The sequence below is a fragment of the Flavobacterium sp. genome (assembly GCF_024305175.1).
Classification (GTDB): Bacteria; Bacteroidota; Bacteroidia; order Flavobacteriales; family Flavobacteriaceae; genus Flavobacterium.
Map to the genome: position 1 here is coordinate 1 of NZ_JAMWYY010000018.1, position 24870 is coordinate 24870.

Annotated in this window: 31 protein-coding genes; 14 read left to right on the plus strand and 17 right to left on the minus strand. The window is 41.2% G+C overall.

Annotation, left to right across the window (positions count from 1 at the left end; genetic code table 11):
• Positions 1–63: 63 nt before the first annotated feature.
• Positions 64–483: a nucleoside-diphosphate kinase gene (locus Q0K96_RS06115; protein WP_297333125.1), complete on the plus strand. Its 420-nt coding sequence runs from the start codon at positions 64–66 to the stop codon at positions 481–483.
• Between the two features lie 51 nt (positions 484–534).
• Here Q0K96_RS06115 and Q0K96_RS06120 read toward each other — a convergent pair whose 3' ends face one another.
• Together Q0K96_RS06120 and Q0K96_RS06125 are read right to left on the minus strand one after the other, a co-directional pair.
• Complete coding sequence (locus Q0K96_RS06120) at positions 535–831, minus strand: DUF721 domain-containing protein (RefSeq protein WP_223053149.1); 297 nt, start codon at positions 829–831, stop codon at positions 535–537.
• Between the two features lies 1 nt (position 832).
• Positions 833–1249, minus strand: a complete 417-nt coding sequence (locus Q0K96_RS06125; protein ID WP_297333126.1) for a lipocalin family protein — start codon at positions 1247–1249, stop codon at positions 833–835.
• Positions 1250–1365: 116 nt separating this feature from the next.
• On the opposite strand from Q0K96_RS06125, the gene Q0K96_RS06130 reads away from it, so the two are divergent.
• Positions 1366–2421: a serine hydrolase gene (locus tag Q0K96_RS06130; protein WP_297333127.1), complete on the plus strand. Its 1056-nt coding sequence runs from the start codon at positions 1366–1368 to the stop codon at positions 2419–2421.
• A gap of 96 nt (positions 2422–2517) precedes the next feature.
• Positions 2518–3591 carry a serine hydrolase gene (locus Q0K96_RS06135; protein WP_297333128.1) on the plus strand — a complete coding sequence of 358 codons (1074 nt, stop codon included), beginning with the start codon at positions 2518–2520 and terminating at the stop codon, positions 3589–3591.
• Positions 3592–3626: 35 nt separating this feature from the next.
• On the opposite strand, the gene ftsY is transcribed toward Q0K96_RS06135, so the two are convergent.
• From ftsY to Q0K96_RS06185, 10 genes are all read right to left on the minus strand, one after another.
• The gene (gene ftsY / locus Q0K96_RS06140) at positions 3627–4580 is read right to left on the minus strand and encodes a signal recognition particle-docking protein FtsY (RefSeq protein ID WP_297333129.1); all 954 of its coding nucleotides are present in this window, start codon (positions 4578–4580) and stop codon (positions 3627–3629) included.
• 95 nt (positions 4581–4675) lie between these two features.
• Positions 4676–4828 (minus strand): DUF4295 domain-containing protein, encoded by a 153-nt coding sequence (locus Q0K96_RS06145; protein ID WP_297333130.1) that lies wholly within the window; start codon positions 4826–4828, stop codon positions 4676–4678.
• Between the two features lie 9 nt (positions 4829–4837).
• Positions 4838–5020 (minus strand): 50S ribosomal protein L33, encoded by a 183-nt coding sequence (gene rpmG / locus Q0K96_RS06150; RefSeq protein WP_072785033.1) that lies wholly within the window; start codon positions 5018–5020, stop codon positions 4838–4840.
• A 32-nt stretch (positions 5021–5052) separates the two neighbouring features.
• On the minus strand, positions 5053–5289 hold the full coding sequence (gene rpmB, locus Q0K96_RS06155) for a 50S ribosomal protein L28 (RefSeq protein WP_223053142.1): 237 nt from the start codon (positions 5287–5289) through the stop codon (positions 5053–5055).
• Positions 5290–5368: 79 nt separating this feature from the next.
• Positions 5369–6616, minus strand: coding sequence for a competence/damage-inducible protein A (locus tag Q0K96_RS06160; RefSeq protein ID WP_297333131.1), 1248 nt, complete (start codon positions 6614–6616; stop codon positions 5369–5371).
• A 3-nt stretch (positions 6617–6619) separates the two neighbouring features.
• On the minus strand, positions 6620–6967 hold the full coding sequence (locus Q0K96_RS06165) for an Hpt domain-containing protein (protein WP_297333132.1): 348 nt from the start codon (positions 6965–6967) through the stop codon (positions 6620–6622).
• Entirely contained in the window at positions 6967–7578 is a 612-nt protein-coding gene (locus Q0K96_RS06170; RefSeq protein ID WP_297333133.1) for a fumarylacetoacetate hydrolase family protein, read from the minus strand. The genes Q0K96_RS06165 and Q0K96_RS06170 overlap by 1 nt, the downstream gene beginning before the upstream one ends.
• A gap of 17 nt (positions 7579–7595) precedes the next feature.
• Positions 7596–8378 carry a 3'-5' exonuclease gene (locus Q0K96_RS06175; protein ID WP_297333134.1) on the minus strand — a complete coding sequence of 261 codons (783 nt, stop codon included), beginning with the start codon at positions 8376–8378 and terminating at the stop codon, positions 7596–7598.
• Positions 8379–8458: 80 nt separating this feature from the next.
• The gene (gene ddpX / locus Q0K96_RS06180) at positions 8459–9088 is read right to left on the minus strand and encodes a D-alanyl-D-alanine dipeptidase (protein WP_297333135.1); all 630 of its coding nucleotides are present in this window, start codon (positions 9086–9088) and stop codon (positions 8459–8461) included.
• Positions 9089–9157: 69 nt separating this feature from the next.
• Complete coding sequence (locus tag Q0K96_RS06185) at positions 9158–9460, minus strand: hypothetical protein (RefSeq protein WP_297333136.1); 303 nt, start codon at positions 9458–9460, stop codon at positions 9158–9160.
• A gap of 218 nt (positions 9461–9678) precedes the next feature.
• On the opposite strand from Q0K96_RS06185, the gene Q0K96_RS06190 reads away from it, so the two are divergent.
• The 5 genes from Q0K96_RS06190 to Q0K96_RS06210 all read left to right on the plus strand — a co-directional run bounded on the left by Q0K96_RS06190 (position 9679) and on the right by Q0K96_RS06210 (position 12961).
• Positions 9679–9978 carry a hypothetical protein gene (locus Q0K96_RS06190; RefSeq protein WP_297333137.1) on the plus strand — a complete coding sequence of 100 codons (300 nt, stop codon included), beginning with the start codon at positions 9679–9681 and terminating at the stop codon, positions 9976–9978.
• A gap of 218 nt (positions 9979–10196) precedes the next feature.
• Positions 10197–10481, plus strand: coding sequence for a DUF493 family protein (locus Q0K96_RS06195; RefSeq protein ID WP_297333138.1), 285 nt, complete (start codon positions 10197–10199; stop codon positions 10479–10481).
• A gap of 11 nt (positions 10482–10492) precedes the next feature.
• Positions 10493–11197 carry a DUF4290 domain-containing protein gene (locus Q0K96_RS06200; protein ID WP_297333139.1) on the plus strand — a complete coding sequence of 235 codons (705 nt, stop codon included), beginning with the start codon at positions 10493–10495 and terminating at the stop codon, positions 11195–11197.
• A gap of 34 nt (positions 11198–11231) precedes the next feature.
• Positions 11232–12542: a UDP-N-acetylglucosamine 1-carboxyvinyltransferase gene (gene murA, locus Q0K96_RS06205; protein ID WP_297333140.1), complete on the plus strand. Its 1311-nt coding sequence runs from the start codon at positions 11232–11234 to the stop codon at positions 12540–12542.
• Positions 12543–12553: 11 nt separating this feature from the next.
• Positions 12554–12961 carry a cytochrome c oxidase assembly factor Coa1 family protein gene (locus Q0K96_RS06210; protein WP_297333141.1) on the plus strand — a complete coding sequence of 136 codons (408 nt, stop codon included), beginning with the start codon at positions 12554–12556 and terminating at the stop codon, positions 12959–12961.
• 137 nt (positions 12962–13098) lie between these two features.
• On the opposite strand, the gene Q0K96_RS06215 is transcribed toward Q0K96_RS06210, so the two are convergent.
• Both Q0K96_RS06215 and Q0K96_RS06220 read right to left on the minus strand, forming a co-directional pair.
• Positions 13099–15579 carry a DUF5686 and carboxypeptidase regulatory-like domain-containing protein gene (locus Q0K96_RS06215; protein WP_297333142.1) on the minus strand — a complete coding sequence of 827 codons (2481 nt, stop codon included), beginning with the start codon at positions 15577–15579 and terminating at the stop codon, positions 13099–13101.
• 59 nt (positions 15580–15638) lie between these two features.
• Entirely contained in the window at positions 15639–18101 is a 2463-nt protein-coding gene (locus tag Q0K96_RS06220; RefSeq protein ID WP_297333143.1) for a DUF5686 and carboxypeptidase regulatory-like domain-containing protein, read from the minus strand.
• 166 nt (positions 18102–18267) lie between these two features.
• On the opposite strand from Q0K96_RS06220, the gene Q0K96_RS06225 reads away from it, so the two are divergent.
• Genes Q0K96_RS06225 through Q0K96_RS06235 form a run of 3 tightly spaced genes read left to right on the plus strand, consistent with a single transcriptional unit; the run spans position 18268 to position 19708 of the window.
• Positions 18268–18534 (plus strand): hypothetical protein, encoded by a 267-nt coding sequence (locus Q0K96_RS06225; protein WP_297333144.1) that lies wholly within the window; start codon positions 18268–18270, stop codon positions 18532–18534.
• A 57-nt stretch (positions 18535–18591) separates the two neighbouring features.
• Positions 18592–19257, plus strand: a complete 666-nt coding sequence (locus tag Q0K96_RS06230; protein ID WP_297333145.1) for a hypothetical protein — start codon at positions 18592–18594, stop codon at positions 19255–19257.
• Positions 19247–19708, plus strand: a complete 462-nt coding sequence (locus Q0K96_RS06235; RefSeq protein WP_297333146.1) for an NUDIX domain-containing protein — start codon at positions 19247–19249, stop codon at positions 19706–19708. The genes Q0K96_RS06230 and Q0K96_RS06235 overlap by 11 nt, the downstream gene beginning before the upstream one ends.
• A gap of 34 nt (positions 19709–19742) precedes the next feature.
• Here the strand turns inward: Q0K96_RS06235 and Q0K96_RS06240 are convergent, their stop codons facing one another.
• On the minus strand, positions 19743–20021 hold the full coding sequence (locus Q0K96_RS06240) for a hypothetical protein (RefSeq protein ID WP_297333147.1): 279 nt from the start codon (positions 20019–20021) through the stop codon (positions 19743–19745).
• A gap of 165 nt (positions 20022–20186) precedes the next feature.
• On the opposite strand from Q0K96_RS06240, the gene Q0K96_RS06245 reads away from it, so the two are divergent.
• Together Q0K96_RS06245 and Q0K96_RS06250 are read left to right on the plus strand one after the other, a co-directional pair.
• A complete protein-coding gene (locus Q0K96_RS06245; protein WP_297333148.1) occupies positions 20187–20816 on the plus strand; it encodes a hypothetical protein in 630 nt (209 codons plus the stop codon).
• Positions 20817–20965: 149 nt separating this feature from the next.
• Positions 20966–21199, plus strand: a complete 234-nt coding sequence (locus Q0K96_RS06250; RefSeq protein WP_297333149.1) for a hypothetical protein — start codon at positions 20966–20968, stop codon at positions 21197–21199.
• A 61-nt stretch (positions 21200–21260) separates the two neighbouring features.
• On the opposite strand, the gene hisS is transcribed toward Q0K96_RS06250, so the two are convergent.
• Positions 21261–22631, minus strand: coding sequence for a histidine--tRNA ligase (gene hisS, locus Q0K96_RS06255; RefSeq protein ID WP_297333150.1), 1371 nt, complete (start codon positions 22629–22631; stop codon positions 21261–21263).
• A 138-nt stretch (positions 22632–22769) separates the two neighbouring features.
• Between hisS and Q0K96_RS06260 the strand changes: the two genes are divergently transcribed.
• On the plus strand, positions 22770–24014 hold the full coding sequence (locus Q0K96_RS06260; protein ID WP_297333151.1) for an ABC transporter permease: 1245 nt from the start codon (positions 22770–22772) through the stop codon (positions 24012–24014).
• Here the strand turns inward: Q0K96_RS06260 and prmC are convergent, their stop codons facing one another.
• Positions 24015–24860: a peptide chain release factor N(5)-glutamine methyltransferase gene (prmC, locus tag Q0K96_RS06265; protein WP_297333152.1), complete on the minus strand. Its 846-nt coding sequence runs from the start codon at positions 24858–24860 to the stop codon at positions 24015–24017.
• Positions 24861–24870: the final 10 nt, after the last annotated feature.

Here is a 24870-nt window from a genome sequence, read left to right on the forward strand (position 1 = left end):
TAATAATTAATTAAAGTTATTAATGTAAAAACCGTTACTTTTGCAGCAAATTTAAAAATGACTATGGCAACAAACAGGACTTTTACCATGATTAAGCCGGATGCTGTTGAAAAAGGGCACATCGGTGGAATTTTATCTATGATAACTGAAGCAGGTTTCAGGATCGTATCATTAAAGCTTACGCAGCTTACAGTGGCTGATGCTAAGAAATTTTATGCTGTTCACAGCGAAAGGCCTTTTTATGGCGAGCTTGTAGAGTTTATGTCTCGTGGCCCAATCGTGGCTGCCATACTTGAAAAAGACAACGCTGTTGAAGAATTCAGGAAACTTATCGGTGCTACCAACCCGGCTGATGCTGCCGAAGGTACTATCCGTAAAAAATATGCTACATCAGTAGGCGAAAACGCTGTTCACGGTTCTGACAGCGATGAGAACGCTGAGATAGAAAGCAACTTCCACTTTGCGGGAAGAGAGCAGTTCTAATCCTTTACAGACAGAAAATAAAAAATGCCGCTTTAACAGCGGCATTTTTTGTTATCGTAACACTACATCTTTTACAACCTCACGACCAAGCTCTTCGTTAATCATCTTTATTATTTTTTCCCTGCCGTAGCTAAGCTCCTCCCGCAGCACTGCCGAAGTAAGCTCTACATACAGTACCTCATGTTTAAGCATTATCTCGCGTGTATAATTGTTTACACCGTTGCCCATAAGGTTTTTCCAAGCTTCGCGCACATCTATTTTATCAATGCCGTTTTGCAGGTTGTTAGCGCGTATAAACTCCTTCAGCACATCCCCTATGGGGCTTTCATCATTCAGCCGTTTTGCCATATTATTTAAGCGTAAAAGGTTCGGGTTTTACATAGTGGTATTCTATATCCTGCTCGTTTTTCAGTACAAGGTTTTCTTCGTCAAGCTCAATCACCTGTTCTTTCCATTCAGCATATCCTGTTTTGTAGCTAAGGTAGGTCTTACCATCTTCATTTACTACAGAAATATCTTCTGAGAGGTCATTAGCTACATAAGTACCGTCAAACTGTGGCATTACCTTCTTGCGGAAACCTTTATCGCCTTTAAGCTCAAAGTAGTCTATCGTAGGGTTTACGGTATATTCTTTTTCGGTACCGTCGGGCATTTCCGCAACTTTTATTTCCCAATAACCGTTAAGCTGTTTCAGCTCTTCGGCAGTATAGGTTTTATTGCAGGACAGAAAAGCAACACAGGCAGCAAGCAGCAGTAATTTTTTCATATTCTTAAGCATTACACAGGCAAATTTAAGTAAAAAATAACTGTTATGGTTTTAACATTTATAATGCTTTACCGCACTGCGCGCAGTAATTTTACATCATAAAATGAAAAGGCTATATGAGACGACTAACACTTTTATTTACTGCCGTAATGCTGATATCATGCTCTGAAGACGACAGCACTATTATAAATGACGAAAAAGCCTATTTTCCGGGTAACGGAGATGCATGGCAGCAAACTTCTGTTCGGGATATGGGCTGGAATGAAAAAGCCATTGCGCCGCTGCTTGATTTTCTCGAAACACAGAATACCAAGTCTTTTATGGTAATTGCCGATGGTAAAATAGTAATGGAGAATTACTTTAGGGGGCACACCCGAAACTCGGTTTGGCAATGGGCTAATGCCGATAAAACACTAACCGCAGCTGTAGCAGGCATAGCACAGCAGGAGGGTTATATAAACTTAGACAATAGTATTACAGATTATCTTGGGCAGGGCTGGACAAGCGCTCCCGCAGATAAGGAAACTGCAATAACGTGCAGGCACCTGCTGAGTATGACATCAGGGCTTGATGCCGGTGAGGGGATGTTAGACACACCGCAAAGCCTGCGCTATAACAATGATGCTGGTACAACCTGGGCTTATACTGATACCGATTGTTTACTGACTGATGTTATAGCAACTGCTACAGGTAAAAGATGGGAAGATTATTTTTCTGAAAAAATCGGGAGGCAAATAGGCATGAACGGAAGCTGGTATAAAGTGAACGGGCAAAGGATGTATAAAAGCGATACGCGCAGCATGGCGCGCTTCGGACTGTTAGCACTGAATAACGGAAACTGGAACGGTACACAGATTATTGACCGCAATTATTTTACTGAGTGCACTTCATCATCTCAGGATATAAATAAATCGTTTGGCTATTTATGGTGGGTAAACGGGCAGGAAAGCCACCTGCTACCTAAAAATGACCACTTATTCCCGGGCAGCATAGTACTTTCGGCTCCGGATGATATGTATATGGGGTATGGCAATATGCACCAACGTATTTATGTAGTGCCTTCTCTTAATATTGTAGTGGTACGCATGGGCGAAGCGGCAGATGAGAGTACTACCCCATTCTCCGGCTTTGACGAGCAACTATGGGTAAGGCTGAACAGTTTAATACAGTAATCATCTCACTTAAATAACCAGAAAAAATATTTCAGCTTTTTCATACAGCATTAAACTATTTGATACTTTTAATGTCTTATAGTTAAATAATGCATTATGAAAAAATATCTGTGGCTTGCTATAGTATGCTTATCTGTAGCATGCAGTTCTGAAGATAATGACAGCAATACACCTCCAGCTACTAATAATGATGAGATGTATTTTCCTGAAAACAATACCGATGTCTGGGAAACAGTAAGCACTTCAGAACTTGGGTGGGATGAAACCGCCAAGGCTGATTTGTTTTCTTACTTAGAAGAAAAGAATACAAAGTCATTTATTGTACTGGTTAATGGCCGCATTGCAATTGAGGAGTATTTTAACGGACATACTGCCACTTCGCCCTGGTACTGGGCAAGTGCCGGCAAAACACTAACCGCTACACTAACAGGTATTGCAGAACAGGAAAACTATATTGATTTAAATGATAAAGCATCTGACTATCTTGGTACAGGATGGACAAGCGCTCCTCCTGCTAAAGAAAATCTTATTACTATAGAACATCTTTTAACCATGAGCAGCGGGCTTGACGATGCAATGGGCGATGATGTTTCTCCCGATAACCTTATCTATAAAGCTGATGCCGGCACACGCTGGGCTTACCATAATGTATATGTAAAACTTCAGGATGTTGTGGCGGCCGCTACCAACCAGAGTTGGGATAACTATTTCAACACCAAACTTAAAACCCCTATTGGCATGTCGGGTGCATGGATACCATCTGAAGATTTAAGTGTATACTGGAGCAACTCCCGCAGTATGGCACGCTTTGGGCTGCTTGCCCTTAATAACGGAAAATGGAAAGGCCAGCAAATTGTGAATGTAAACTATTTTGCGGATGCCACAACCACATCTCAAAACATCAATAAATCATACGGTTACCTGTGGTGGATAAACGGAGAAGAGAGTTTCCGACTGCCGCAGACGCAGCTTCAGTTCCCGGGCAGCCTGATACCAGTTGCACCCAATGATATGTATATGGCGCTGGGTAAAAACGACCAGAAGATTTATGTAATACCATCCAAAAAGATGGTTATAATAAGGATGGGCGAATCAGCCGACGGGGAGAATTTTGCACTATCAGATTTTGATGAGCAACTCTGGGTAAAAATAAATGAGCTGATAAATTAATATCAGCTCATTTATTTTATAATAGTATTTCTATTTTATTTAAAGAATGAATCTACAAATTCATGTTTGTTAAACACCTGTAAATCCTCTATTCCTTCGCCTACTCCAATATATTTTACAGGTATCTGGAACTGGTCTGATATACCTATTACCACACCACCTTTTGCAGTACCGTCAAGCTTTGTAACCGCAAGGCTGGTAACCTCTGTAGCAGCAGTAAACTGCTTTGCCTGCTCAAATGCATTTTGCCCGGTAGAGCCATCAAGCACCAATAATACATCATGCGGCGCATCATCTATTACCTTTTGCATAACACGTTTTACCTTGCTAAGCTCGTTCATAAGGTTTACTTTATTATGAAGCCTTCCTGCAGTATCTATAATAACAATATCGGCATCCTGCTTAACGGCAGATTGCAGCGTATCAAAAGCAACAGAAGCCGGGTCGCTGCCCATTTGCTGCCTTACAATAGGCACTCCCACCCTGTCGGCCCACACCTGAAGCTGGTCTATAGCCGCAGCCCTAAAGGTATCGGCAGCACCAAGCACAACTTTGTGCCCGGCTTTTTTAAACTGGTATGCAAGTTTACCTATTGTAGTGGTTTTACCAACACCATTAACACCAACCACCATTATTACATAAGGCTTTTTATCCGCAGATATTACAAATTCTGTTTCTTCCCCGGTATTGGTTTCGCTAAGTAATCCCGCAATTTCTTCCCTTAAAATTTTATTAAGTTCGTCTGTACCCAGGTACTTGTCGCGCGAAACACGCTCTTCTATGCGTTCTATTACTTTAAGTGTTGTGTTTACACCAACATCTGATGATACAAGTACTTCCTCAAGGTTATCGAGTACCTCATCATCTACTTTAGATTTTCCTGCAACGGCCTTTGAGAGCTTAGAAAAGAAAGAACTTTTTGTTTTCTCAAGACCCTTGTCAAGGGTTTCTTTCTTTTCGGAAGAAAATATTTTTTTAAAGAAATTCATAGTTGTACTAACGGTTTTTTCCAACGGTAAAGATAGAAAATAAAAAAGCTACTTTCTTTATCGGAAAGTAGCTTTTCTATATCTTGTAAGGATAATCATTTCTTCTTAAGAAATTCATCCACCATTTCGGGTGCCATTACAGCTTCAACAAAAGTGTAAGCACCTGTTTTAGGCGACTTTACCATCTTGATGGCTTTAGTTAACCTCTTTGAAGATGTTTGTAATGATGCTACGGTTTTCTTTGCCATGATGTAAAATTATTTAATTTCTTTATGAACTGTTACTCTCTTAAGAACAGGGTTGAATTTTTTTATCTCCAGCCTGTCAGGAGTATTTTTCTTATTTTTAGTAGTGATGTACCTTGAGGTTCCCGGCATACCGGTAGCCTTGTGCTCAGTACACTCTAAAATAACCTGGATTCTGTTACCTTTCTTTGCCATCTTAAATATATATTATTTTAGTCCTGTTAGGATTACTTAATAAATCCTTTAGCTTTAGCTTCTTTCAAAACTGCAGCAAGACCGTTTTTGTTTATCGTTTTGATAGTTGAAGCGGCTACCCTTAAAGTGATCCACCTGTCTTCTTCAGGAAGATAGAAACGCTTCTTCACCAAGTTTACACTAAACTTTCTTTTAGTCTTGTTCATTGCGTGGGAAACATTGTTTCCTACCATCGCTTTCTTACCTGTAAGGGCACAAACTCTTGACATTATTATTAGCTTTTATATCGTTATTCAAAATCAGGGTGCAAAGAAACAAAAAAGAAATATATTACACAAACATAATAAGTTAGTTTTTTAATATTTCCTTATAAATTTTTTCGAGCGCTTTGTTTACTGCCCTGTCTATTACTTTTTCGCGCGGCTGCCCCAACTTAAATTCTTCACTGTAAACACCCTCAGGAGTTGCAAAACCAATAAAAACCGTACCCACCTCCGCTTCAGAGTCGCCCTTGTCAGGCCCTGCATTACCTGTGGTTGAAAGCGCATAATGTGCCCCGAAAGCCTCTTTTGCTTTTTGTGCCATAGCTTCGGCAACCTGTGCACTTACAACAGAGTTTTTTTCGATAACATCAGCAGGTACGCCAAGCACATCTGTTTTTGACTGAGTGGCATAAGTAACCATGCCCCCCTTAAAGTAGGCAGATGCACCCGGCACAGATGCTATAACCTGCGCCAGCTTGCCGCCTGTGCAGCTTTCGGCTACGGCAATGGTTTTACCTTTTGCTGCTAACAGCCTGCCCACAACCACCTCTATGGTTTCCTGCTCATCATACCCCACAATAATATCTCCAATAAAAGCTTTGAGCTTCTCTGTTTCGGCTGCAACGGTATCTTTTAAAAGTTGCTCGTCTGCCCCTCGTGCCGAAAGCCGCAGCCTTACCCTGCCGGGGCTTGGCAAATAGGCCAGTTTAATAAATTCAGGCAGGTTGTTTTCCCAATCTTCAATACGTTCGGCAATAACGCTTTCGCCCTGCCCGTAAGTAAGTATTGTTTTATGGTAAATATACGGGCGCTTGTATTTTTGCATAAGGCGGGGCAAAGCCTCTTTCTCCATTATATCTTTCATCTCATACGGAACACCCGGCAAGGATATAAATACAGTGCCACCCTTTTCCATCCACATACCCGGTGCAGTGCCCACACTGTTAAACAGCACAGTGCAGCGCGATGGCACCAGCGCCTGGTCTTTATTCATTTGAGATGCAGGCCGCTGCAATACTTTCTCTATCAGGTGTGTAACGTGTTGCAGTACATCGCTATTCAGCACCAGGTGATCATCAAAATACTCACAAAAGGTTTTCTTGGTAATATCATCTTTGGTAGGGCCAAGTCCGCCTGTTATAACCACCACATCTACCTTGTCCTGGAGTTTACTTAGCGTATTGGTAATATGTTGCTTTTCATCGCTTACAGAAAGCATTTCATAAACCCCTATCCCTATCTTATCAAGTGCTTTAGCAATATAAGATGAGTTTGTATCTACTATCTGCCCGATGAGTATTTCATCGCCAACAGTTACAATGGCTGCTTTCATATTTTATTTGAGGTCGTAATCTTTTTTAAGCTCTTTAAGTGTAAGCTTTATATACTTCCTGAGGTTTTTAACCACATCTTTTATCTCTCTTTTTTTGCCTTCGGCTTTAGTCCATGCCTCTATGGCAATAACATCCCGGTAAGCTATATCCATACCCAAGAGGTCGAGCGTTGGCTTTATTTTATGTGCCGCCTGATACACACGCTGGTAGTCTTTGTCTTTAAGGCCTTCTTTAATGTTTACAATTTCTGCAGGCACTTCTTCAGTAAAAAGCACAACAATCTGCCTGGCAAAGTCTACATCATTGTCAGAGATAGCATATACTTTAGATAGATTATAATTCAGCGCCATTACTTTACCTGTATCCTGAACATTTTTTTTCCTTCAAGGTAGCCTTCCAGCACATCATCAGTATTAACCTTTGCCACGCCTTTTGGTGTCCCTGTAAAAATTATATCGCCTGTACGCAGTGTAAAATACTGTGAAATATAGGCTATAAGCTCATCAACTTTCCAGAGCATTTGTGCAGTGTTGCCCTGTTGCACCACTGTACCGTTACTGGTCAGTTCAAAGTTAATATTATCAAGCGATGTAAATTCTGATTTGTCAACAAAATCTCCTATAACAGCCGAACCGTCAAACGCTTTTGCCTTTTCCCATGGCAGCCCTTTGGCCTTAAGCTCTGATTGTAGGTCGCGCGCCGTAAAATCGATACCCAGCCCTATTTCATCATAGTATTTATGGGCGAACTTTGCATCAACATACTTACCTACTTTTTTAATTTTAACCAAAACCTCAACCTCGTGGTGCACATCATTGCTGAATTCCGGTATTACAAACGGAAAATGCTTTTGCACCACTGCCGTATTGGGCTTCATAAAAATAACGGGGGCATCGGGCCTTTCGTTCTGCAGTTCGCTTATATGGTCGGCGTAGTTCCTGCCTATACAGATAATTTTCATTATCGCTGCTGTTTTATTTAATTATGGAGTTTACTGTTCAGCTTACGCAGTTTAATGGCAGTAAGCACTTTTTTGGTGTATAACGGAAAGTCAGCATTCTGAAACCAGCCATAATAGCCGGGCTCCTGCTCCAGCACATCTTCTACCTTTACACCTTTAAATTTACCGAATGTAAATACTTCTGCACCACAGGCGTCGTCCATAACAATAAAGCCGGCAAAATCTACGGCCTTTTTGCGGGTGGTAAATTCAGAGAGCAGCTTCATATCGTTCACAAGGTCTTCATACCTGTCAAGCTGTGCTTTCAGTATCTCATAGGTGGCATTGGTGTCAGCCTCGGCGCTGTGGGCATTCTCCAGTATCTGGCCGCAGTAAAACTTATAGGCCGCGCTAAGGGTACGTTCTTCTTTTTTATGGAAAATTGTCTGCACATCCACACTCACCCGGTTCTTCATGTCAAAATCGAGCCCGGCACGCAGCATTTCTTCAGCAAGCAGCGGTATATCAAACCTGTCAGAATTATAACCTGCAAGGTCAGAATCTTTTATCAGGTTGTATATCTGGTGCGAGAGCTGTTTAAAAGTAGGCTCATTAGCTACCTTTTCATCAGTAATGCCGTGAAATGACGTTGTGTGCGGCGGTATTGGCCTTTCGGGGTTTACAAGCCAGGTGCGGCTTTCTTTATTGCCGTTAGGATATACTTTTAGTATTGATATTTCAACTATCCTGTCTTTGCAGATATCGGTACCCGTAGTTTCGAGGTCGAAAAAGCAAATTGGGCGGTGTAGTTTAAGTTCCATAATATTTTGTCTTATCACAAAGATAACCCTGAAAGGCTAATTAAAAAAGTAAACAGGTTTTTATTTAAAAAAGCCGGATGTTAGTCACAATCCCATATAAAGCGGGCAGTTTCATATTTCATATCGGTATAATCAAAATGCCACCACTCGTGGGGATAAGGGCTAAAGCCTGCCTTTTGCATTATGCGGCGCAGCAGCCTGCGGTTCTTTTTTGCTTCTTTAGATATACCATCTGCAACATAATGCGACCTTTCGGTAAATTCGTCAAAGCCGCTGCCCATATCCAGTACATTACCTTCGGCATCTGCCAGTGTTATATCTACAGCAGCGCCACGGTTATGATTACTGCCTTTGCCCGGTTTTGCCACATAGCGCGGGTCGTTTACTATTTCAAACATCTTAAACTGTAACGGGTATGGCCTGTAGCAATCATAAATAACAAGCTGAAGGTTTTTCTCTTTTGCCAGCAGGTTTGCTTTTTTAAGTGCAGCGGCCACCTCTGGGCGCAGGTAACATTTGGCGCAGGGGTACAGTTTTTGGTGCATAAAGTTAGCTGTATCGGCATAGGCCATCCTGTTTTGTATGCCCTCAGCCTCAAGATTAACCCTTACAAATCCTGCCTGCTCATTTTGAATGGTATCCTGTGCTGTTGCAAATGCTGAAACACAACAAAATAGTACTGAAAAAATATAGTTAAATGCATTTTTCATACGGCTTCAAATAAAAACAGGAACAACTTAAAAGATGTTCCTGTATGTGAAGTTATAGAATTTTTTCTGTTATTGGCTAATAAACCTTTCAATAATACTGTATTCGTTGCTTAACTCTACATAATAGCATCCACCCGGAATTTCAACATCAAGGTCGTCAATTTCAGGGTTGCTGTAGCCAAGCTGCTCCAACTCATGCCTTGTGTGCAGTAATACCGGCTCATCACCAACATAGTAAAGATTTTCGTCAGATTTATTTATCTCAGAAATTTTGCCCGAAATACCATAGTCCATGGCATTATACATAAGCTCCTTTTCAAGCTCCTCTTCAGGGAGCGTATTAAGCCACAGCTTAAAGTCTTTAAGTTTCATTTGCAAATAGTTATTAGTTATTTAAGGTATTGGCTTGGGGAGCCATTTATCTGACGGTAAAGATAAATATTATAATATTATGTTAACACAATTGCGTTAAATTTTTTTTATAACAACTACAAATTCAAAAAAATATAACATTTACAGGCATTACTTTTGCACTCTAAATTCCAATAAACAGGTTTTAGCGCCGTTATAGTACTAATTTGTACATAAAAATGAGCAAACTCGATTACAAACATACCGCATTTCACATCCTGATAGCCATCTATTTTATATGGCTTGCTGTTACCGGCACGTTAATAGTGATGGCTCTTATCAACCTTTATGATACCGGCAACACCAGCCTTAACCCTGCTTTTACAGCCATGCTGCTGTTAAACCTGGTTATGGGAACGGTACTTTTTGCTGTAATAAGACTTTTTAAAAACCGTACACTGCTGGGCAAAGTGGTAAAATACAGCTACGTTTTTATGGCAGGAACCTGCCTTACCACCATGCTCATGATACGCCACTAAAAAAAGAAACCGTTACAGTTATTACTGCAACGGTTCCTAATAACCAAAATTTATAACCTTAAAACTCACTAAACGTTACATCATTAAGATGTTATAGAAATAAAAAGGTTGCGTGTATTGAGCAGAAATGTTTTTTATGTAAAAATAGCGCTCCGTACCAAATTGTAAGGAAGTTACATCTGTATACCGTATATTTGCCTTACTATACCCAAATGATAATGGATAAAAAAAGCGAGGAATTTTACGAAAGGCTAAAGCAGGAACTGATAGCGTCAACACTGTGGCCTGCCGAATATTTATTTAAATTTATTGTACCTACCGACCAAAACAAGATATTACAGGTAGAAGATGCTTTTAACGGCATGGGTGCCGTAATAGAAACCACACAATCTAAAAAAGGCACCTATACAAGCGTTTCTGTTAATGTGCGTATGCAGAGTGCGCAGGCGGTAATAGACAAATATATAGAGCTTTCTTCTGTTGAAGGCATAATTTCACTTTAAAAACAACAATAATGCATCATAACCCTGAAGAAGCAGTTAACCATCTGGAATATAACAGCGAGAGGACACACCTTATAATACCCGAATATGGCAGGCACCTGCAAAAACTGATAGACCAGGCATCAGCCATAGAAGACCGTGAGGAGCGTAATAAAGCTGCCAGGTATATAATTTCTGTAATGGGTAACCTTAACCCGCACCTGCGCGACGTGCCTGATTTTCAGCACAAGCTGTGGGACCAGATCTTTATAATGTCAGATTTCAGGCTTGATGTAGATTCGCCCTACCCTAAACCATCGCGCGAGATGCTGGAACAAAAGCCGGACAGGCTTAAGTACCCCCAAAACTTCCCTAAATACCGCTTTTACGGCAACAATATAACAGGGATGATAGAGGTTGCCAACCAGTGGGAAGATGGCGAACTGAAAAATGCGCTTATTATGGTTATTGCCAACCACATGAAAAAGTCGTACCTGAGCTGGAACAAAGATACCGTGAAGGACGAGGTTATTTTTGAGCACCTGCTCGAACTCTCGGGTGGCAAAATAAACCTGCTTAAAACAGATGAAGAGCTTTCTACCTCATCAGACCTGATGAAGGTTAACAAAAAAGTGAGCAATAAGGCACAGTACAATACCGGCACAGGGGGCAAGCAAAAAATGCACAGAAGCAGTGCCGGGGGCAAAAACAACCAGAACAAGAACCGTAAATCATAAGATACATCTATAAAATCACATTTCTGTAAACGGCATGGGAACATTTAAAATTGAAGGAGGAACAAAACTAAGCGGTGAGATTACCCCACAGGGAGCCAAAAACGAAGCATTACAGGTATTATGCACTGTTTTGCTTACACCCGAAAAGGTAACAATTACCAATATTCCTGATATAATAGACGTTAATAAACTAATAACACTACTGCAAAACCTGGGGGTTAAAACAGAAAAAATTGCACACGGTGCCTATACATTCCAGGCAGATAAAGTAAACCTTGCCTACCTTGAATCAGAAGCTTTTAAAAATGAAGGTAAGGCTCTGCGCGGCTCTATAATGATTGTAGGCCCGCTGTTGGCGCGTTTCGGCAAGGGTTACATACCAAAACCCGGGGGCGATAAAATTGGCCGCCGCAGGCTTGATACCCACTTTGAAGGTTTTATAAACCTGGGGGCTAAATTCCGATACAATAAAGAAGATTATTTTTACGGCGTAGAGGCCGACAGGCTTAAAGGCGCTTATATGCTGCTTGACGAAGCATCTGTTACCGGAACTGCCAATATTGTAATGGCAGCCGTTCTTGCCGAAGGCAAAACCACCATTTATAATGCCGCATGCGAGCCTTATTTGCAACAGCTTTGCAAGATGCTGAACAGTATGGGGGCTAAAATTACGGGTATAGGGTCTAACCTTTTAGAAATTGAAGGTGTAGATAAACTGGGCGGATGCGAGCACAGGATATTGCCCGATATGATTGAAATAGGGAGCTGGATAGGACTTGCTGCCATGACACAGAGTGAAATAACTATAAAAAATGTAAGCTGGGAGAATTTAGGCATTATTCCTAATACGTTCCGTAAGCTTGGTATTACAATAGAGAGGCGTGGTGGTGATATTTACATACCTGCACACACCGAGGGCTATGAAATACAGAATTACATAGACGGTTCTATACTTACCATTGCAGATGCGCCATGGCCCGGTTTTACGCCCGACCTGCTGAGCATTGTTCTGGTAGTGGCGACACAGGCACGCGGCAGTGTGCTCATCCACCAGAAAATGTTTGAAAGCCGACTGTTCTTTACAGACAGGCTTATAGATATGGGTGCCAAGATAATATTATGCGACCCACACAGGGCCACAGTAATAGGGCACGACTTTAAATCGCAGCTTAAAGGCATCCACATGTCATCGCCTGATATACGTGCAGGGGTATCACTTTTAATTGCAGCACTTTCGGCTAAAGGCACGAGCATTATACAGAATGGTGAGCAGATAGACCGTGGTTATGAAAGGATTGACGAAAGGCTTAAAGCACTAGGTGCAAAAATTGAGAGAATCGATTAAAATATCTTGACATGGAGTATCATATAAAAGGAATTCCGGTAAGCGAAGAAGCCTATAATGATTACAGGCGCAAACGCAAAAAAAGACGCAACATTATATTACTTGTGGTGGTCTTTAAAGTTGTGATTGCAATTGCAGCTATCCTGTTTTTTTATTTTACTGCCAAAAATGTTGTTAAAGATAGTAATGTTATTGTAGAAGCGCATGAAGCTATTTATGATAATGAAGAGGTTCTTACAGCTACAGGTGGAATAGTAAAAGTGAATATTATGAACTCCACAATTGATATTGATGCTTTTAGCGGTGATGCCGAATTTGACATTGAGGTGGTTGGCGAAGAAAAAAACGTTAATGTACACCTTCATCTTTCCCAAACACGTGATGGCTGGGAAGCTGATGAGATATCTATAGAAGAATAAATAATAAAGGCCGGCACAAAAAGTTCCATTTCGAGCGGAATAACATGAAGTCGGGGAAATCTCAAACATTTTTAGATTTCTCCGCAATGTCGAAATGGAAAATATATTTTTGTGCCGGCCTTATTTTATGTGCTATCTTAATCTACTATATCAAGAAACTTTAGCCCGAACATTATTCCGTCTGTACTAAAGCCACCCTGATAGGCACGTACATAATCTATACGCAGCATCCTGAACTTACCGAAGCCAATGTTATCAAAACCTGCCGTAAATTCCTGATAAGGTTTAAAATCAGGTGTACTTATCTGGTGGTAGCCTACCACAAGATTCCATTGCAGCTTGTTCAGTAGCGGTATCTTATTCATTATATAGCCGTTAAAGTTATGTTCGGCATGCAGCTCAAAATAACTGTCGTTGGTACTGTGGCTGTAGTATGGCAGCAGGTTGAACGATGTCAGGTTTTGCTGGCCGTTATACACATGCGTCTGGTTCCCGTTAAAGTGCTTATAGTCTATAAAGGCAATTTCTTCTGCATTAAAAAACTTAGCTGCTCCGGCATTAATACCAAATTCACCTTTGTTACCAAGTGTCCTGCTGTAAGCAGTGCGTGCCGCTACAAAGTCATATTCAAAATTACTTTCGCTTGCTGCAAATGCTTTTTCATATTGAAGCGTTATTGCGGGGTACTTACCACTCCTTACCGGTACTTTACCATCAGGCCTCGTTATGTATTTTTCACCAAAACGGATAGTAGCAAATACATTTGCTTTCATCAGGTCGTGCTTTTCAAAGAATAGCCCTTCATCATCAGCGCTCAAAGGATTGTTAGAAGTATAAGGCTCGTCGTCTTTAATAAGTACATAATCTGTATTATTGGTAAGCGCCCTGCGGCGTGTATATTCTAAGCTACCACTTGCAAAAAGACCTGTAATAATATTTTGCTGGTACTGCGCCTTGGCAAAAGTGTTATCATACAGCTTCATATAATTGTCTTTAAAGAACAAAGTGCTTACTGTATTTACCAGCTCTGATATAGGTTCTCTCTGGTTGAACTGCTGTGCTTCGCTGCCTCCCCAAACAAAAAGCGTAGCGTTATTAATGCGGTTAAAACGGTGTGTGAACCTGCCTATTACACGAAGCCTGTCTTCTGCTATACCGTAATTAAAATAGGAACCGATATAAGTAGACTTACCACTTTCTTCATCATATTTACTGAATGTAAGGTTGGTGTTAAAATTCCATCCCTGTACTGTATTAAAGCCGATGTTAGACAAGCCTAAAAGCCCGTCGTAGCTGTAGCGGGTGTTTTTTTGTGAGTTTCTGTATGTATATCCGGTAAGTATATCGGTTACTTTAAATTTATTATACTTCCTGTCGATGGAGTCAAGGTAAGCCGGAGATTTTTCTACAGCTTGTATGCTGTCTTTCTTAACATAATCGGTTACCTCTTCCTGTGTAAGCGGAACAGGCCTCATGGCATTCCAGTACAACGAATCTTTCTTGTTAGAGTCTTCTTCTATATAAACAATCTCTTTACCAAAAGTGCCTTTTTCGAACTTGTCTTTAAAGTCATAATTGGTATAAATATGGGTAAATGTCCCGGTTATGGTTATACCGAAAAGCCCTGCCTTAAAATCAAATATCTGCGAGTTTTTAGCCCACAGCCTGTTGTTGGAATTGTAGCTAAAGTTCTGCTTAAGGTTAAGGGTTTCCAAAATGGGCTGTTGCATGCGGTATCCTTTAATACCTACATCTATAGCAGAGATAGCCCAACTGTTCTCTACAATATAGATATAGCCTTCAAAAACAGGCTCTTTATCCCTTTTCGGGGTAATTTTTATTTTATTTATCTGGGTTTCGTTCTCATCAAAAAAGCTGCCCTCAAAAGTAAACTTATAGTAATTAAAGGCATTATCTGCCAATGGTGATACCATATTTACGTTGAACGGGACATAGTTAGCATAGAAATTGTAGAATGTGCCTAACGCGGTATTATAGCTGAAACCATTATCGTTACCGCTTATTTTAGAGGCCACTACCCTTTCTTTTAAATTATTGGGCTGCTCAAAAGTAATTTCGGAAACAGTCTCTGAAAGGTAAATGATACCGCTCCCCGTACTGTCAAGCACCGCTTCGGCTTCCTCCTTAACCTTTATACCCATAATCTTGTCGGGTACATCTTTAACCCTTAATAGCCCTTTAGAATAAAAATCGGCTGTAAACTTCCCTGTCTTAGAAAAGTTTTCTTTCTTATTTGCTATTGCTTTCCGCATTATGGCAATCGCAGGGTTCTCTTTATTAGATACTACCACCTCGCTAAGCTGGTAACTTTCATCTTTAAGTACTACGTTTAGAGTGTGTGGCAGCGATTGCGCAGTAACCACCGCACGATACGTTTTATAACCAATAGACTGAAACAGGAGTGTATAAGTACCGGGCTTTTTTACATTAAGCTCATATTCGCCGTTCTCATTGGCGTTGGTACCTGTATAAGTATCTGCTACGGTTATACTTACAAAAGGTACCGGCTCCCCGTTTGTATCGGTAATTTTACCCTTTATCTGGGCAAAGCCCACCGTAAAAAAAAACAGCGACAGTAAGGTAATGGTTTTTTGCATTGTGATTGTTTTATCGGGTTACTTAAGTAATGACGATTTTTTTAATAGAATGGTTGCATCTAAAATGTTTGCTTTATACCAAGCATAATGCCATCGGTAACAAAACCGCCTTCGTAAGCGCGTACATAATCAATTTTAAAGAACCTGAATTTACCAAAGCCGAAATTGTCAAAACCTGCCGAGAACTCGTGGTAGGGTTTCCTGTCAGGCAGCGCAAGCCCGTTGTAGCCCAACACAAGGTTATATTGCAGCAGGTCGAGCAACGGTATCTTGTTCATTATATATCCTTTAAAGTTGTGCTCTATATGGGTTTCTATAAAAGAGTCATTGGTACTGTGGGTATAGTATGGCAAGAGGCTGAAAGCATTCAGGCTATGGTTACCTTCATTAATATGGGTTAGGTTACCATTAAAATGCTTATAATCTGTAAAAGCTATATCATCTGCATTAAAAAATTTACCCGCTTTAATGCTCATGCCAAGATCACCCTTGTTAGCCAGTGCAAATGTATAGACAGCCCTTGCGCTTATATAATCAAAATTATATCCGTCAACGCTGGATTCAAACGCTTTTTCATACATAAAATACAGCCCCGGTTCGTTGGTCTCTGTTGCTGCAACCCAAGCTGAAGGGTTTTGGTAATAATAACTTTTACCGAAGCGTATGCCCCCGCCCAGGCTTGCCTTATAAATTGTATGCTTTAGAAAAGGCGCAGACTGTTCATCTAAAGGTGCAAACGGATTGTTTGATGTATAATCGTCATCATTTTTTATAAGTACATAATCTGTATTATTATACAATGGCCTGCGGCGCAGGTACTCGGCGCGCGCTGTCAGTTTCAGTTTTTTAAATATGGTTTTGCTGTAGTGTACTTCGGCAAAAGTTTTATCATACAGCTTCATAAAGTTATTTTTAAACAGCAGTGAGCTGAAGGTATTTATTACAGACGAAATGGGTTCTGAAGCATTAAACTGCGATGCTTTATTTCCTCCTGCAAAATAAAATGTCTGCTTACCTATCCTTAAAGGTGCTTCGCCCCATACCCTGAATCGGTCTTCGGCGATACCATAATTAAAATAAGCCGCAAACCTGCCGGTATAGGTCTTTTCTTTATTTGTAAGGCTCAAAGCCATAGCCGTACTAAAGTTCCAGCCCTGTACTGTGTTGTACCCCGGCAAATCTATAACGCCGTCATAACTGTAATAAATGCCTTTTTCGGTATTACGGTAGGTATAGCCGGTAAGCACATTAAGCACCTTAAACCTGTTCTTATTAGTTAAAATAACCGAGGGAGCCCCGGCTTTTTTTTGTGCTGCTATACTGTCTTTTATGGCATAGTCTTCTCTCTCCTCTACTGTTAGTGGCACCGGCCTGTTTACAGCCCAGTACACAGAATCTTTTTTATTTGAATCTTCTTCAAATTTTAGCCTGCTCTTAAAAGTGCCCTCTTCAAAAGACTCATGGAATATATAATTATTGTAAACATGGGTGTACCTGCCGTTTACCCCCATACCCAGCATACCCGCACTTATATCAAATGTTTGCAGGGTAAGTGCCCATATTTGGGTATCCTTATTATAACTGAAATTCTGCTTTACTGTCAGCGTTTCCAGCACCGGCTGCCGCAGTCGGTACCCTTTCAGGGTAAGGTCGGCGGCCTGTATTGCCCAGCTGTCATCAGCTATATAAATATAGCCGTCAAACACAGGCTCTTTGTCGCGGCGTGGTATTACCTTAATCTTATTGATATTATTACCGTATTCATCAGTAAAACTCCCCTCATACTTAAAGCGGTAGTAGTTCATCGCTATTTTACTTAACGGGGATATCATTTCTATATCGAAATCAAAATCCATGAAATCATCATAAAAATTATATTGGGCTTCGCTGGCACTGTTAAAACTGAATTCACTATTATTCCCGCTCTTCTTGGTGGCTATGATATTCTCTTTCAGCTTATCCGGATAATCTACATATATATGCGATACTGTTTCTGATAAAGAGATCACACCGCTGCCTGTAGAGTCCAGCGTTGCTTCATCAGGCATTTCAACCCTAACCCCTGCAATCCGTTTAGGGATATTTTTAGCTCTGAAAATACCTTTAGAGTAAAAGTCAGCTTCATACTTCCCCGCTTTCCTGGCGTTTTCTTTTCGGTGCGCTATTGCCTGCCGCATTATTTCGTAGGCCGGGTCTTCACCCTGTGCAATAACCACTTCGTTAAGCTGATAGGCTTCTTCCTGTAATCGGGCATTAAGCGTAAAAGGTAAGGATGTGATGGTAACAGCTATATTTTTAGGCTTAAATCCTATAGACTGAAATTTAACCGTGTACTGCCCCGCTTTGTTTACAGGCAAAACATACTCCCCTTCGGTATTGGAAGATGTGCTGATGTAAGTATCGTCAATACTCACATTTACATAAGGTACAGGTGTGCCCCCGGCAGTGGTAATCTTCCCTTTTAACTGGGCATAAGTAACTGAAGTGCAAAGCAGTACTGTTGCAAGTATAAATTTGTGCATGTTTTAGTCGGTTATGTTTGGTTAATTATGGTAACGCTGCTACTTGTTTTTTCTTACATACATACTCTTGTCTAAGTATGATTTTGCTAAAAATAGCACTTTTTCAATTAAGTTAATCATAACATCTGCTGCTTTTGTTTTGCTGTATCTTTGCAAAAAGCAACAGATGAAAAAGCTTAAGGAAGAAGTAATACGCAAAGATTCGTCTATCAGGAAGGTGCAGTATGATAAAGAATGGTTTTATTCCGTTACCGATATGCAGGATTACCTGAAAGAAGACCTTACCGGCATAGAAACGGTATCGCTTGAGGTACGCACGGAGTTCGGCACGCAAAAGCTGCGCTGTGCCACGCTTGAAGATGTAGAACGCATACTGCGCAAAGAGCTTTTTGAAGACCTTCAGGATAGTACGCCCAAAAAAGCAAAACGCTGAAAGAGAGGCAGCGATTACTTATAAATTACATGGAACGCTATTTGCAGTACCTAACGCATGGATTTAAGTAAAATCATAGCCAAAGTGCGCCCTGACTTTAAAGAAGTGCGTAAAAATGTAAACATGCTGCGGCTGTCGCACCCGGGAATGACGACTGAAGGTATTGCAAAACTTTACATAAAAAAGATTCGCAATAAATATACTTCTGTTGGCGCTGTAAGTGCATTGCCGGGTATTGTACCCGGGCTGGGTACAATTGCACAGGCAGCAATAGAAGCAGGTACCTTTTCTGCCGATATGCTTATTATGCTGAGGTGGATGGGTTCTGTATGCTATGGTACTGCCCTTATATACGGCAGGGATATAGAACATAATTTTGACGTGGAATTTGCTTCTGTACTGGGGGTATGGTCGGGGGTGCTTACTCCTAAGGCTGCCATTACTAATAACAACCCATCTTTGGCAGTACAACACTTTAATTCACATTTTAATGACCGCATCCGTAACCGCATCAACCAGAAAATCGGCAAAAAGCTTATTGCGAAGTACGGGGCTAAAAAAGGCGGTACCGCAATGGGCAGGTTTATCCCTTTTGGCATAGGCGCTGTAGTAGGTGGGGGCTTCAACTACTTTACCATGAAAAATTTCGGTGATATTACTACGGAATATTTCAGGCGTTTCGGAAGTACAACTTATACAGAAACACAACCCAATGAAAGTTAGTGCCGGCATATTGCTGTACCGCGAAGGTGAAGCTGCAACAGAGTTTTTACTGGTGCACCCCGGCGGGCCCTTCTTTGCCAAAAAGCATGAGGGCTGGTGGACAATACCAAAAGGTGAACCCGAAGTAGGTGAAGCGCTACAGGATTGCGCACTGCGCGAATTTAAAGAAGAAACAGGTTATGAGCCACAGCATCCATTTACTGAGCTGCAACCAATAATACAAAAAGGCGGTAAGAAAGTATATTGCTGGGCAGCCAAAGGCGATTTAGACTGCAACAGCATTAAATGCAATATTTTTGAGATGGAATGGCCGCCAAAGTCGGGGTTAAAGAAAACATTTCCCGAAGTGGATAAAGCAGGCTGGTTTACCTATGGTGAAGCTGTAAAGCTTATAAACGAACGGCAGGTTGCATTTCTGGATGAAGCAATACTTCTTATAAAACAGCAATAAAAAACCCTGCAACATGCAGGGCTTAGTAGTTTTGTTACAGTATGCCATCCGGCTCTGCATAATCGCTGATGGAGTGTTCCTTATCGTGCCCTTCAACCTTTACAATTTTATTGTAAACGCCTAAAAGCAGGAAAGGTGCAGCCCACTGCCCTACAAATAGTGCCGACTTATCTTTACCGAATATTTTTAGTGTAGCAGATACTGCCATAGAGCCAAGCGCAGCCCATAAAAAAGTGTCTGATGGCAATTTAGATGTCTGGCTTTCTATGGCTTTTGCCACTTTACCTTCTGAGTGATCGTTTTTAAGTGTCATAATTTTGTTTTTTGAATTAATAATTAACCTCTTATCGGTAACAGTAAAATTAGCCATCCTGATTATAAACATGTTATAGGGTAATGTTAATTAGTGGTAAGGTTACGTTAAACCACTCATAGCTGCCAATTTTTGTATCTTTACATAAATGATTAATTATCTATTATGAAAACAGTTTTTATTGCCCTGCCACTGCTTTTGGTAATGATGGTGTCGTGCAGGCCGGCAGCAGCCGACGAAGTTCCCGCTACGTTTGATGCAGGTGCCGAAAACGGCCTTGCAGTAGGTACCATAACTTTTGAAGGAGATGTGCCGCGAAATGATATTTACCGCTTTTTTTATGAGCCAACAGAAGGTGACAAAAAATTTATAAAGCAAAACGATGGTAAAATAGAAATACGCACACGTCTAAAAAGCGAACGCGCCTATAGCGGCGATTTTAATAACAGTAAAACCTACCTGTTCATTATAAACAGGCCGCCCGGCAAATATGCATTTACACAATATAATTACCTAGACCATATTGGTTATACGGGGATGGTGAATAATAGTAAAGAGTTTGCAATACCATTCGAAATTAAAAAAGGAGAGATAGCTTATATAGGCGAACTCACATATGCCGAAAATGCAACGCCCGGCTCGCCTCGCATTTTTATAGCCGATGAATTTAACAGGGATGTTGAAGAATTCAGGAAGAAATTCAGCGGGATTAACTGGAATCTTGCTGCTGATAAAACAGTGACATCTGGCGATACCGGCGGTGGTACAATTTACTTTTTTAAGGCAAAAAACTGAATTGAGAATATTTCAAATATTAATCAGAATATTTCTGTTATTTTCTGAGTTTGAGTCTAACATGTGTTAAATTAGCAAACTTTAACAATTTTAACAATATTTTATTCATCCAAGTTATATACTTTTATGCTAACTAAACTTATATGCTTATGGAAAAAATTACTTACGACGGAATGTGCAATTTCATTCTTGAAAATGAACTTACAGACAGTGTGGCAATAACACTGCATCCGGACAATTTTGACGAACTGGTTATGGATTATCTTGATCATAATGGTAACCAGATTGAACGTCCTTTCGAAATTCTGGGTATTGAGATACTGCAGGACAACACCGGTAATATACCGAAAAGCAAAATCAATATCCTGGATGCGGTGAAGTAAGCACTGCTATCCGAAAAAACAATTGAAACAGAAATCCCGCCAATGGCGGGATTCTTTTTTATTAGCCTAAACGCTGTATTAAATCTTCCAGCGGCAGGGTTTCCTGCCCGCCTGTAACCAGGTTTTTAAGCGTAAACATGTTTTTATCCATTTCTTCTTTACCGGTAAGCACAGCAAAGGTAATGCCCCGCTTATCGGCATGCTGAAACTGCTTGCCTACTTTTGCCTTGTCAGGGTACAGCTCTACCTTGTGGCCCAGGCTTCGCAATTTCTTTATAGCCTTCATGCTGTAGAATGCTTCTTCATCGCCAAAGTTTATAAACAATGCTTTTGTGCCTTCGGTAACCGTATCGGGAAAAAGCCCCATTTCTTCCAGCACAAGGTAAATACGGTCTAAACCAAATGAGATACCGACACCACTCATATTCTTCAGCCCGAATATACCCGTAAGGTCGTCATAACGGCCGCCCCCGCCAATAGAGCCCATCGCTACCTCTTTTGGTGCAGTAACTTCAAAAATAGCACCTGTGTAATAATTAAGCCCGCGTGCAAGTGTGACATCAAGGTCGAGTATAGATTGGTTCAGGCCAAGATCAAGCACTTTTTCGCAGATAAAGCGTAGCTCCTCTACTCCTTTCATGCCTTCTTCGGATGATGACAGGAGTCGGGATAGTTGTTCCAGCTTATCGTTAACACTGCCTGTAAAGCTGAATAACGGCTGAATTTTTTCTATAGCTTCGGCAGCTATACCTTTTTCCAACATTTCTTTTTTTACACCCTCCTCGCCTACCTTGTCAAGCTTATCCAGCGCTACGGTAAAATCGATGAGTCTATCTTTTGCGCCTATTACTTCGGCAATGCCAGATAATACCTTGCGGTTATTAATTTTGATGGTAACGCCTTTAAGCCCGAGGTCAGAGAACACACTGTCATAAAGCTGTACAAGCTCTGCCTCCTGCCATAAAGAAGTGCTGCCCACTACATCGGCATCGCACTGGTAAAACTCCCTGAAACGGCCTTTTTGCGGGCGGTCTGCCCTCCATACGTTCTGTATCTGGTAACGGCGGAACGGGAACTCAATCTCATTCTGGTGCTGCACTACATAGCGTGCAAAAGGCACTGTAAGGTCATAGCGCAGGGCCTTCTCGGATATCTGTGATGTCAGCTTGTTGCTGTCTTTTGCACTTAAATGTTCTTCATTGGCTTTCGCCAGATAATCACCACTGTTTAAAATCTTGAAAATAAGCCTGTCGCCTTCTTCGCCGTACTTCCCCATCAGGGTATCATAATTTTCAAAAGAAGGTGTTTCAATGGGCTGGAAACCAAAAGCCTCGAAATGATGCTTCATCACCGAAATAATGTATTGCCTTTTTGCTACTTCTGCAGGTGAAAAATCGCGTGTGCCTTTTGGTATTCCCGGTTTTTGTGCCATTGTTTAAATTATTGAGGTTATTTACTGCAAATATACGCACTCGGGCGTTAGCCATAAAAGCTTTGGCATACTGATTATGCAACTTTACCTGCAAATGCTGAAACAAATTTGTATTTTAGTGCCATAAATTACCAGCCGATGTTTAACCTGTTTCGCGAAAATACTAAAATAGCCCTGGGCGCTATCCGCAGCCAGTTGTTACGTACCATATTAACCGTAGCCATTATAGGCATAGGTATTTTTGCACTGGTGGGCATACTTGCGGGTGTAGCGGTGTTAGAGAACACCATAACGGGCAACTTTGCCAGCATGGGTACCAACACCTTTTCAATCAGCCGCTATGACTTTTCTGAGCAGCTTGGGCGCAACAGGCAGAATGCAAAAGTTAACCCCATAATATCCTATCCGCAGGCAAAAGAATTTAAAGAGAAATACAACTACCCAACAACGCAGGTGTCATTGTCTTTTACGGCGGCAAGCGGCATAGAGGTAAAGCACCAGGATGAAAAAACCGACCCTGAAATAAATATTGTGGGTGCGGATGAGAATTTCCTGCCTAACTCCGGGCTGGAGCTTACCAAAGGCCGCAACTTTAATAATTTTGATGTAAGTAACAACAACTACGTCTGCATACTGGGCTCTGACTTTGAAGAGGGGCTGTTTAAAGATGTTAATCCTATTGACAAAACGATATCCATACGCGGGGCAAGGTTTAAGGTTATAGGTGTGCTTAAAGAGCGTGGTTCTACCTTTGGCGACAGGCAGGATTTAAGGGTTATAATACCCATACAACTGGCACGTTCGCTTTTTACAGCGCCTAATATAGATTATGAAATAAAGGTAATGATTGGCAACCGCCAGTTTTTTGATGCTGCTGTAGATGAAGCTATTATTAGCATGAGGCGCGTAAGGAGCCTTAACCCGGTGGAAGATGATAACTTTGGTATAGAGCGCAGCGACGAACTTATAGAAACCCTGCGTTCGCAAACCGATACGTTGCAGATTGCCGCATGGGTTATCGGTATTATTACAGTATTCGGCTCATCTATTGCCCTAATGAACATTATGCTTGTTTCGGTAACAGAACGTACACGGGAAATTGGCGTGCGTAAATCTTTAGGCGCTACAAAAGGCACCATTGCCATGCAGTTTTTTACCGAAACACTGGTAATAAGCCTTATCGGGGGCTTCCTTGGTATTTTACTGGGTATTTTAGTCGGCGGTGTAGGCGTATCACTTTTAATGGATACATCGTTCCCTATGCCATGGCTCGCCATTACGGCAGCACTTACCACAATTTTAGTTGTAACATTATTCTCAGGCTCATACCCGGCGATAAAGGCTGCCGCGCTTGACCCTGTAGAGGCACTACGCTACGAATAGTTACAGTTTTGCCTTTACCATCCTGTCGTTCCCGAAAAGATCTTTTTTCAGGATAATATCTTTGTAGTGGTTTTCAGCCAGCATTTTTACAGTTTCATTACCAAGATACTGGTTTATTTCAAAGTAGAGCAGGCCACTTTTTTTAAGGCTGCTTTTACCGAGTTGCGCAATAGTGTGGTAAAACAGCAGTGCATCGTCATCTTCAACAAAAAGGGCAAGGTGCGGCTCATACTGAAGCACATTTTCTTTAATTTCAGCCTTTTCAAGATGCCTAACATAGGGCGGGTTAGAAACTATAATGTCAAATTGCTGCGGTAATGCCTCTACGGATAATATATCCGCCTTAATAAAAGTTACGTTAGCACCGTTAGCCTTAGCATTATGCCTGGCAACCTCTAAAGCCTTTTCAGAAACATCAATAGCAAACACCTTTGCATAGGGCAGGTTTTTAGCGAGCGATACCGCTATGCACCCGGAACCTGTACCAATATCAAGTATTGTAACATCCTGCCTGTTTTTATTTTTAGATATTATCCACTCAACCAGTTCTTCCGTTTCAGGGCGGGGTATCAGCGTGTTTTCATTTACCCTGAATTCAAGTCCATAAAACCAGGCTTTACCAAAAATATATTGTATCGGCTTTTGGTCTTTAAGGTTTTGCAGCACCTCATCCCATTGCTTAACCTCATCGGGTGTCAGTTCTTCATCGGGGTTTAATGCAAGCCTGCTACGGTTCCAGCCTTTAAGCTCTTCAAGGGTAATGATAAAAAAGCGTTCTGCTTCAGCAGTGTCATACAATGTCGACAACTGTTCGGTAAAATACTTGCGGTAGTCTTTCAGCTTCATCGGTGTGGGC

What these genes read in the sequence shown, in the direction of transcription:
- Q0K96_RS06165 (WP_297333132.1), bottom strand. Translation starts at nt 6,967, where the DNA reads ATGGCGCTGAATTATAATCTATCTAAAGTATATGCTATCTCTGACAAT.
- Q0K96_RS06195 (WP_297333138.1), top strand. Translation starts at nt 10,197, where the DNA reads ATGGATAAAAAAAGCGAGGAATTTTACGAAAGGCTAAAGCAGGAACTG.
- ddpX (WP_297333135.1), bottom strand. Translation starts at nt 9,088, where the DNA reads ATGAAAAATGCATTTAACTATATTTTTTCAGTACTATTTTGTTGTGTT.
- rpmB (WP_223053142.1), bottom strand. Translation starts at nt 5,289, where the DNA reads ATGTCAAGAGTTTGTGCCCTTACAGGTAAGAAAGCGATGGTAGGAAAC.
- Q0K96_RS06220 (WP_297333143.1), bottom strand. Translation starts at nt 18,101, where the DNA reads ATGCACAAATTTATACTTGCAACAGTACTGCTTTGCACTTCAGTTACT.
- Q0K96_RS06230 (WP_297333145.1), top strand. Translation starts at nt 18,592, where the DNA reads ATGGATTTAAGTAAAATCATAGCCAAAGTGCGCCCTGACTTTAAAGAA.
- Q0K96_RS06215 (WP_297333142.1), bottom strand. Translation starts at nt 15,579, where the DNA reads ATGCAAAAAACCATTACCTTACTGTCGCTGTTTTTTTTTACGGTGGGC.
- Q0K96_RS06245 (WP_297333148.1), top strand. Translation starts at nt 20,187, where the DNA reads ATGAAAACAGTTTTTATTGCCCTGCCACTGCTTTTGGTAATGATGGTG.
- Q0K96_RS06235 (WP_297333146.1), top strand. Translation starts at nt 19,247, where the DNA reads ATGAAAGTTAGTGCCGGCATATTGCTGTACCGCGAAGGTGAAGCTGCA.
- murA (WP_297333140.1), top strand. Translation starts at nt 11,232, where the DNA reads ATGGGAACATTTAAAATTGAAGGAGGAACAAAACTAAGCGGTGAGATT.
- Q0K96_RS06225 (WP_297333144.1), top strand. Translation starts at nt 18,268, where the DNA reads ATGAAAAAGCTTAAGGAAGAAGTAATACGCAAAGATTCGTCTATCAGG.
- Q0K96_RS06260 (WP_297333151.1), top strand. Translation starts at nt 22,770, where the DNA reads ATGTTTAACCTGTTTCGCGAAAATACTAAAATAGCCCTGGGCGCTATC.
- Q0K96_RS06185 (WP_297333136.1), bottom strand. Translation starts at nt 9,460, where the DNA reads ATGAAACTTAAAGACTTTAAGCTGTGGCTTAATACGCTCCCTGAAGAG.
- Q0K96_RS06120 (WP_223053149.1), bottom strand. Translation starts at nt 831, where the DNA reads ATGGCAAAACGGCTGAATGATGAAAGCCCCATAGGGGATGTGCTGAAG.
- hisS (WP_297333150.1), bottom strand. Translation starts at nt 22,631, where the DNA reads ATGGCACAAAAACCGGGAATACCAAAAGGCACACGCGATTTTTCACCT.
- Q0K96_RS06125 (WP_297333126.1), bottom strand. Translation starts at nt 1,249, where the DNA reads ATGAAAAAATTACTGCTGCTTGCTGCCTGTGTTGCTTTTCTGTCCTGC.
- Q0K96_RS06250 (WP_297333149.1), top strand. Translation starts at nt 20,966, where the DNA reads ATGGAAAAAATTACTTACGACGGAATGTGCAATTTCATTCTTGAAAAT.
- Q0K96_RS06175 (WP_297333134.1), bottom strand. Translation starts at nt 8,378, where the DNA reads ATGGAACTTAAACTACACCGCCCAATTTGCTTTTTCGACCTCGAAACT.
- Q0K96_RS06135 (WP_297333128.1), top strand. Translation starts at nt 2,518, where the DNA reads ATGAAAAAATATCTGTGGCTTGCTATAGTATGCTTATCTGTAGCATGC.
- Q0K96_RS06130 (WP_297333127.1), top strand. Translation starts at nt 1,366, where the DNA reads ATGAGACGACTAACACTTTTATTTACTGCCGTAATGCTGATATCATGC.
- Q0K96_RS06200 (WP_297333139.1), top strand. Translation starts at nt 10,493, where the DNA reads ATGCATCATAACCCTGAAGAAGCAGTTAACCATCTGGAATATAACAGC.
- rpmG (WP_072785033.1), bottom strand. Translation starts at nt 5,020, where the DNA reads ATGGCAAAGAAAGGTAACAGAATCCAGGTTATTTTAGAGTGTACTGAG.
- ftsY (WP_297333129.1), bottom strand. Translation starts at nt 4,580, where the DNA reads ATGAATTTCTTTAAAAAAATATTTTCTTCCGAAAAGAAAGAAACCCTT.
- Q0K96_RS06115 (WP_297333125.1), top strand. Translation starts at nt 64, where the DNA reads ATGGCAACAAACAGGACTTTTACCATGATTAAGCCGGATGCTGTTGAA.
- Q0K96_RS06170 (WP_297333133.1), bottom strand. Translation starts at nt 7,578, where the DNA reads ATGAAAATTATCTGTATAGGCAGGAACTACGCCGACCATATAAGCGAA.
- Q0K96_RS06145 (WP_297333130.1), bottom strand. Translation starts at nt 4,828, where the DNA reads ATGGCAAAGAAAACCGTAGCATCATTACAAACATCTTCAAAGAGGTTA.
- Q0K96_RS06160 (WP_297333131.1), bottom strand. Translation starts at nt 6,616, where the DNA reads ATGAAAGCAGCCATTGTAACTGTTGGCGATGAAATACTCATCGGGCAG.
- Q0K96_RS06210 (WP_297333141.1), top strand. Translation starts at nt 12,554, where the DNA reads ATGGAGTATCATATAAAAGGAATTCCGGTAAGCGAAGAAGCCTATAAT.
- Q0K96_RS06240 (WP_297333147.1), bottom strand. Translation starts at nt 20,021, where the DNA reads ATGACACTTAAAAACGATCACTCAGAAGGTAAAGTGGCAAAAGCCATA.
- Q0K96_RS06190 (WP_297333137.1), top strand. Translation starts at nt 9,679, where the DNA reads ATGAGCAAACTCGATTACAAACATACCGCATTTCACATCCTGATAGCC.
- prmC (WP_297333152.1), bottom strand. Translation starts at nt 24,860, where the DNA reads ATGAAGCTGAAAGACTACCGCAAGTATTTTACCGAACAGTTGTCGACA.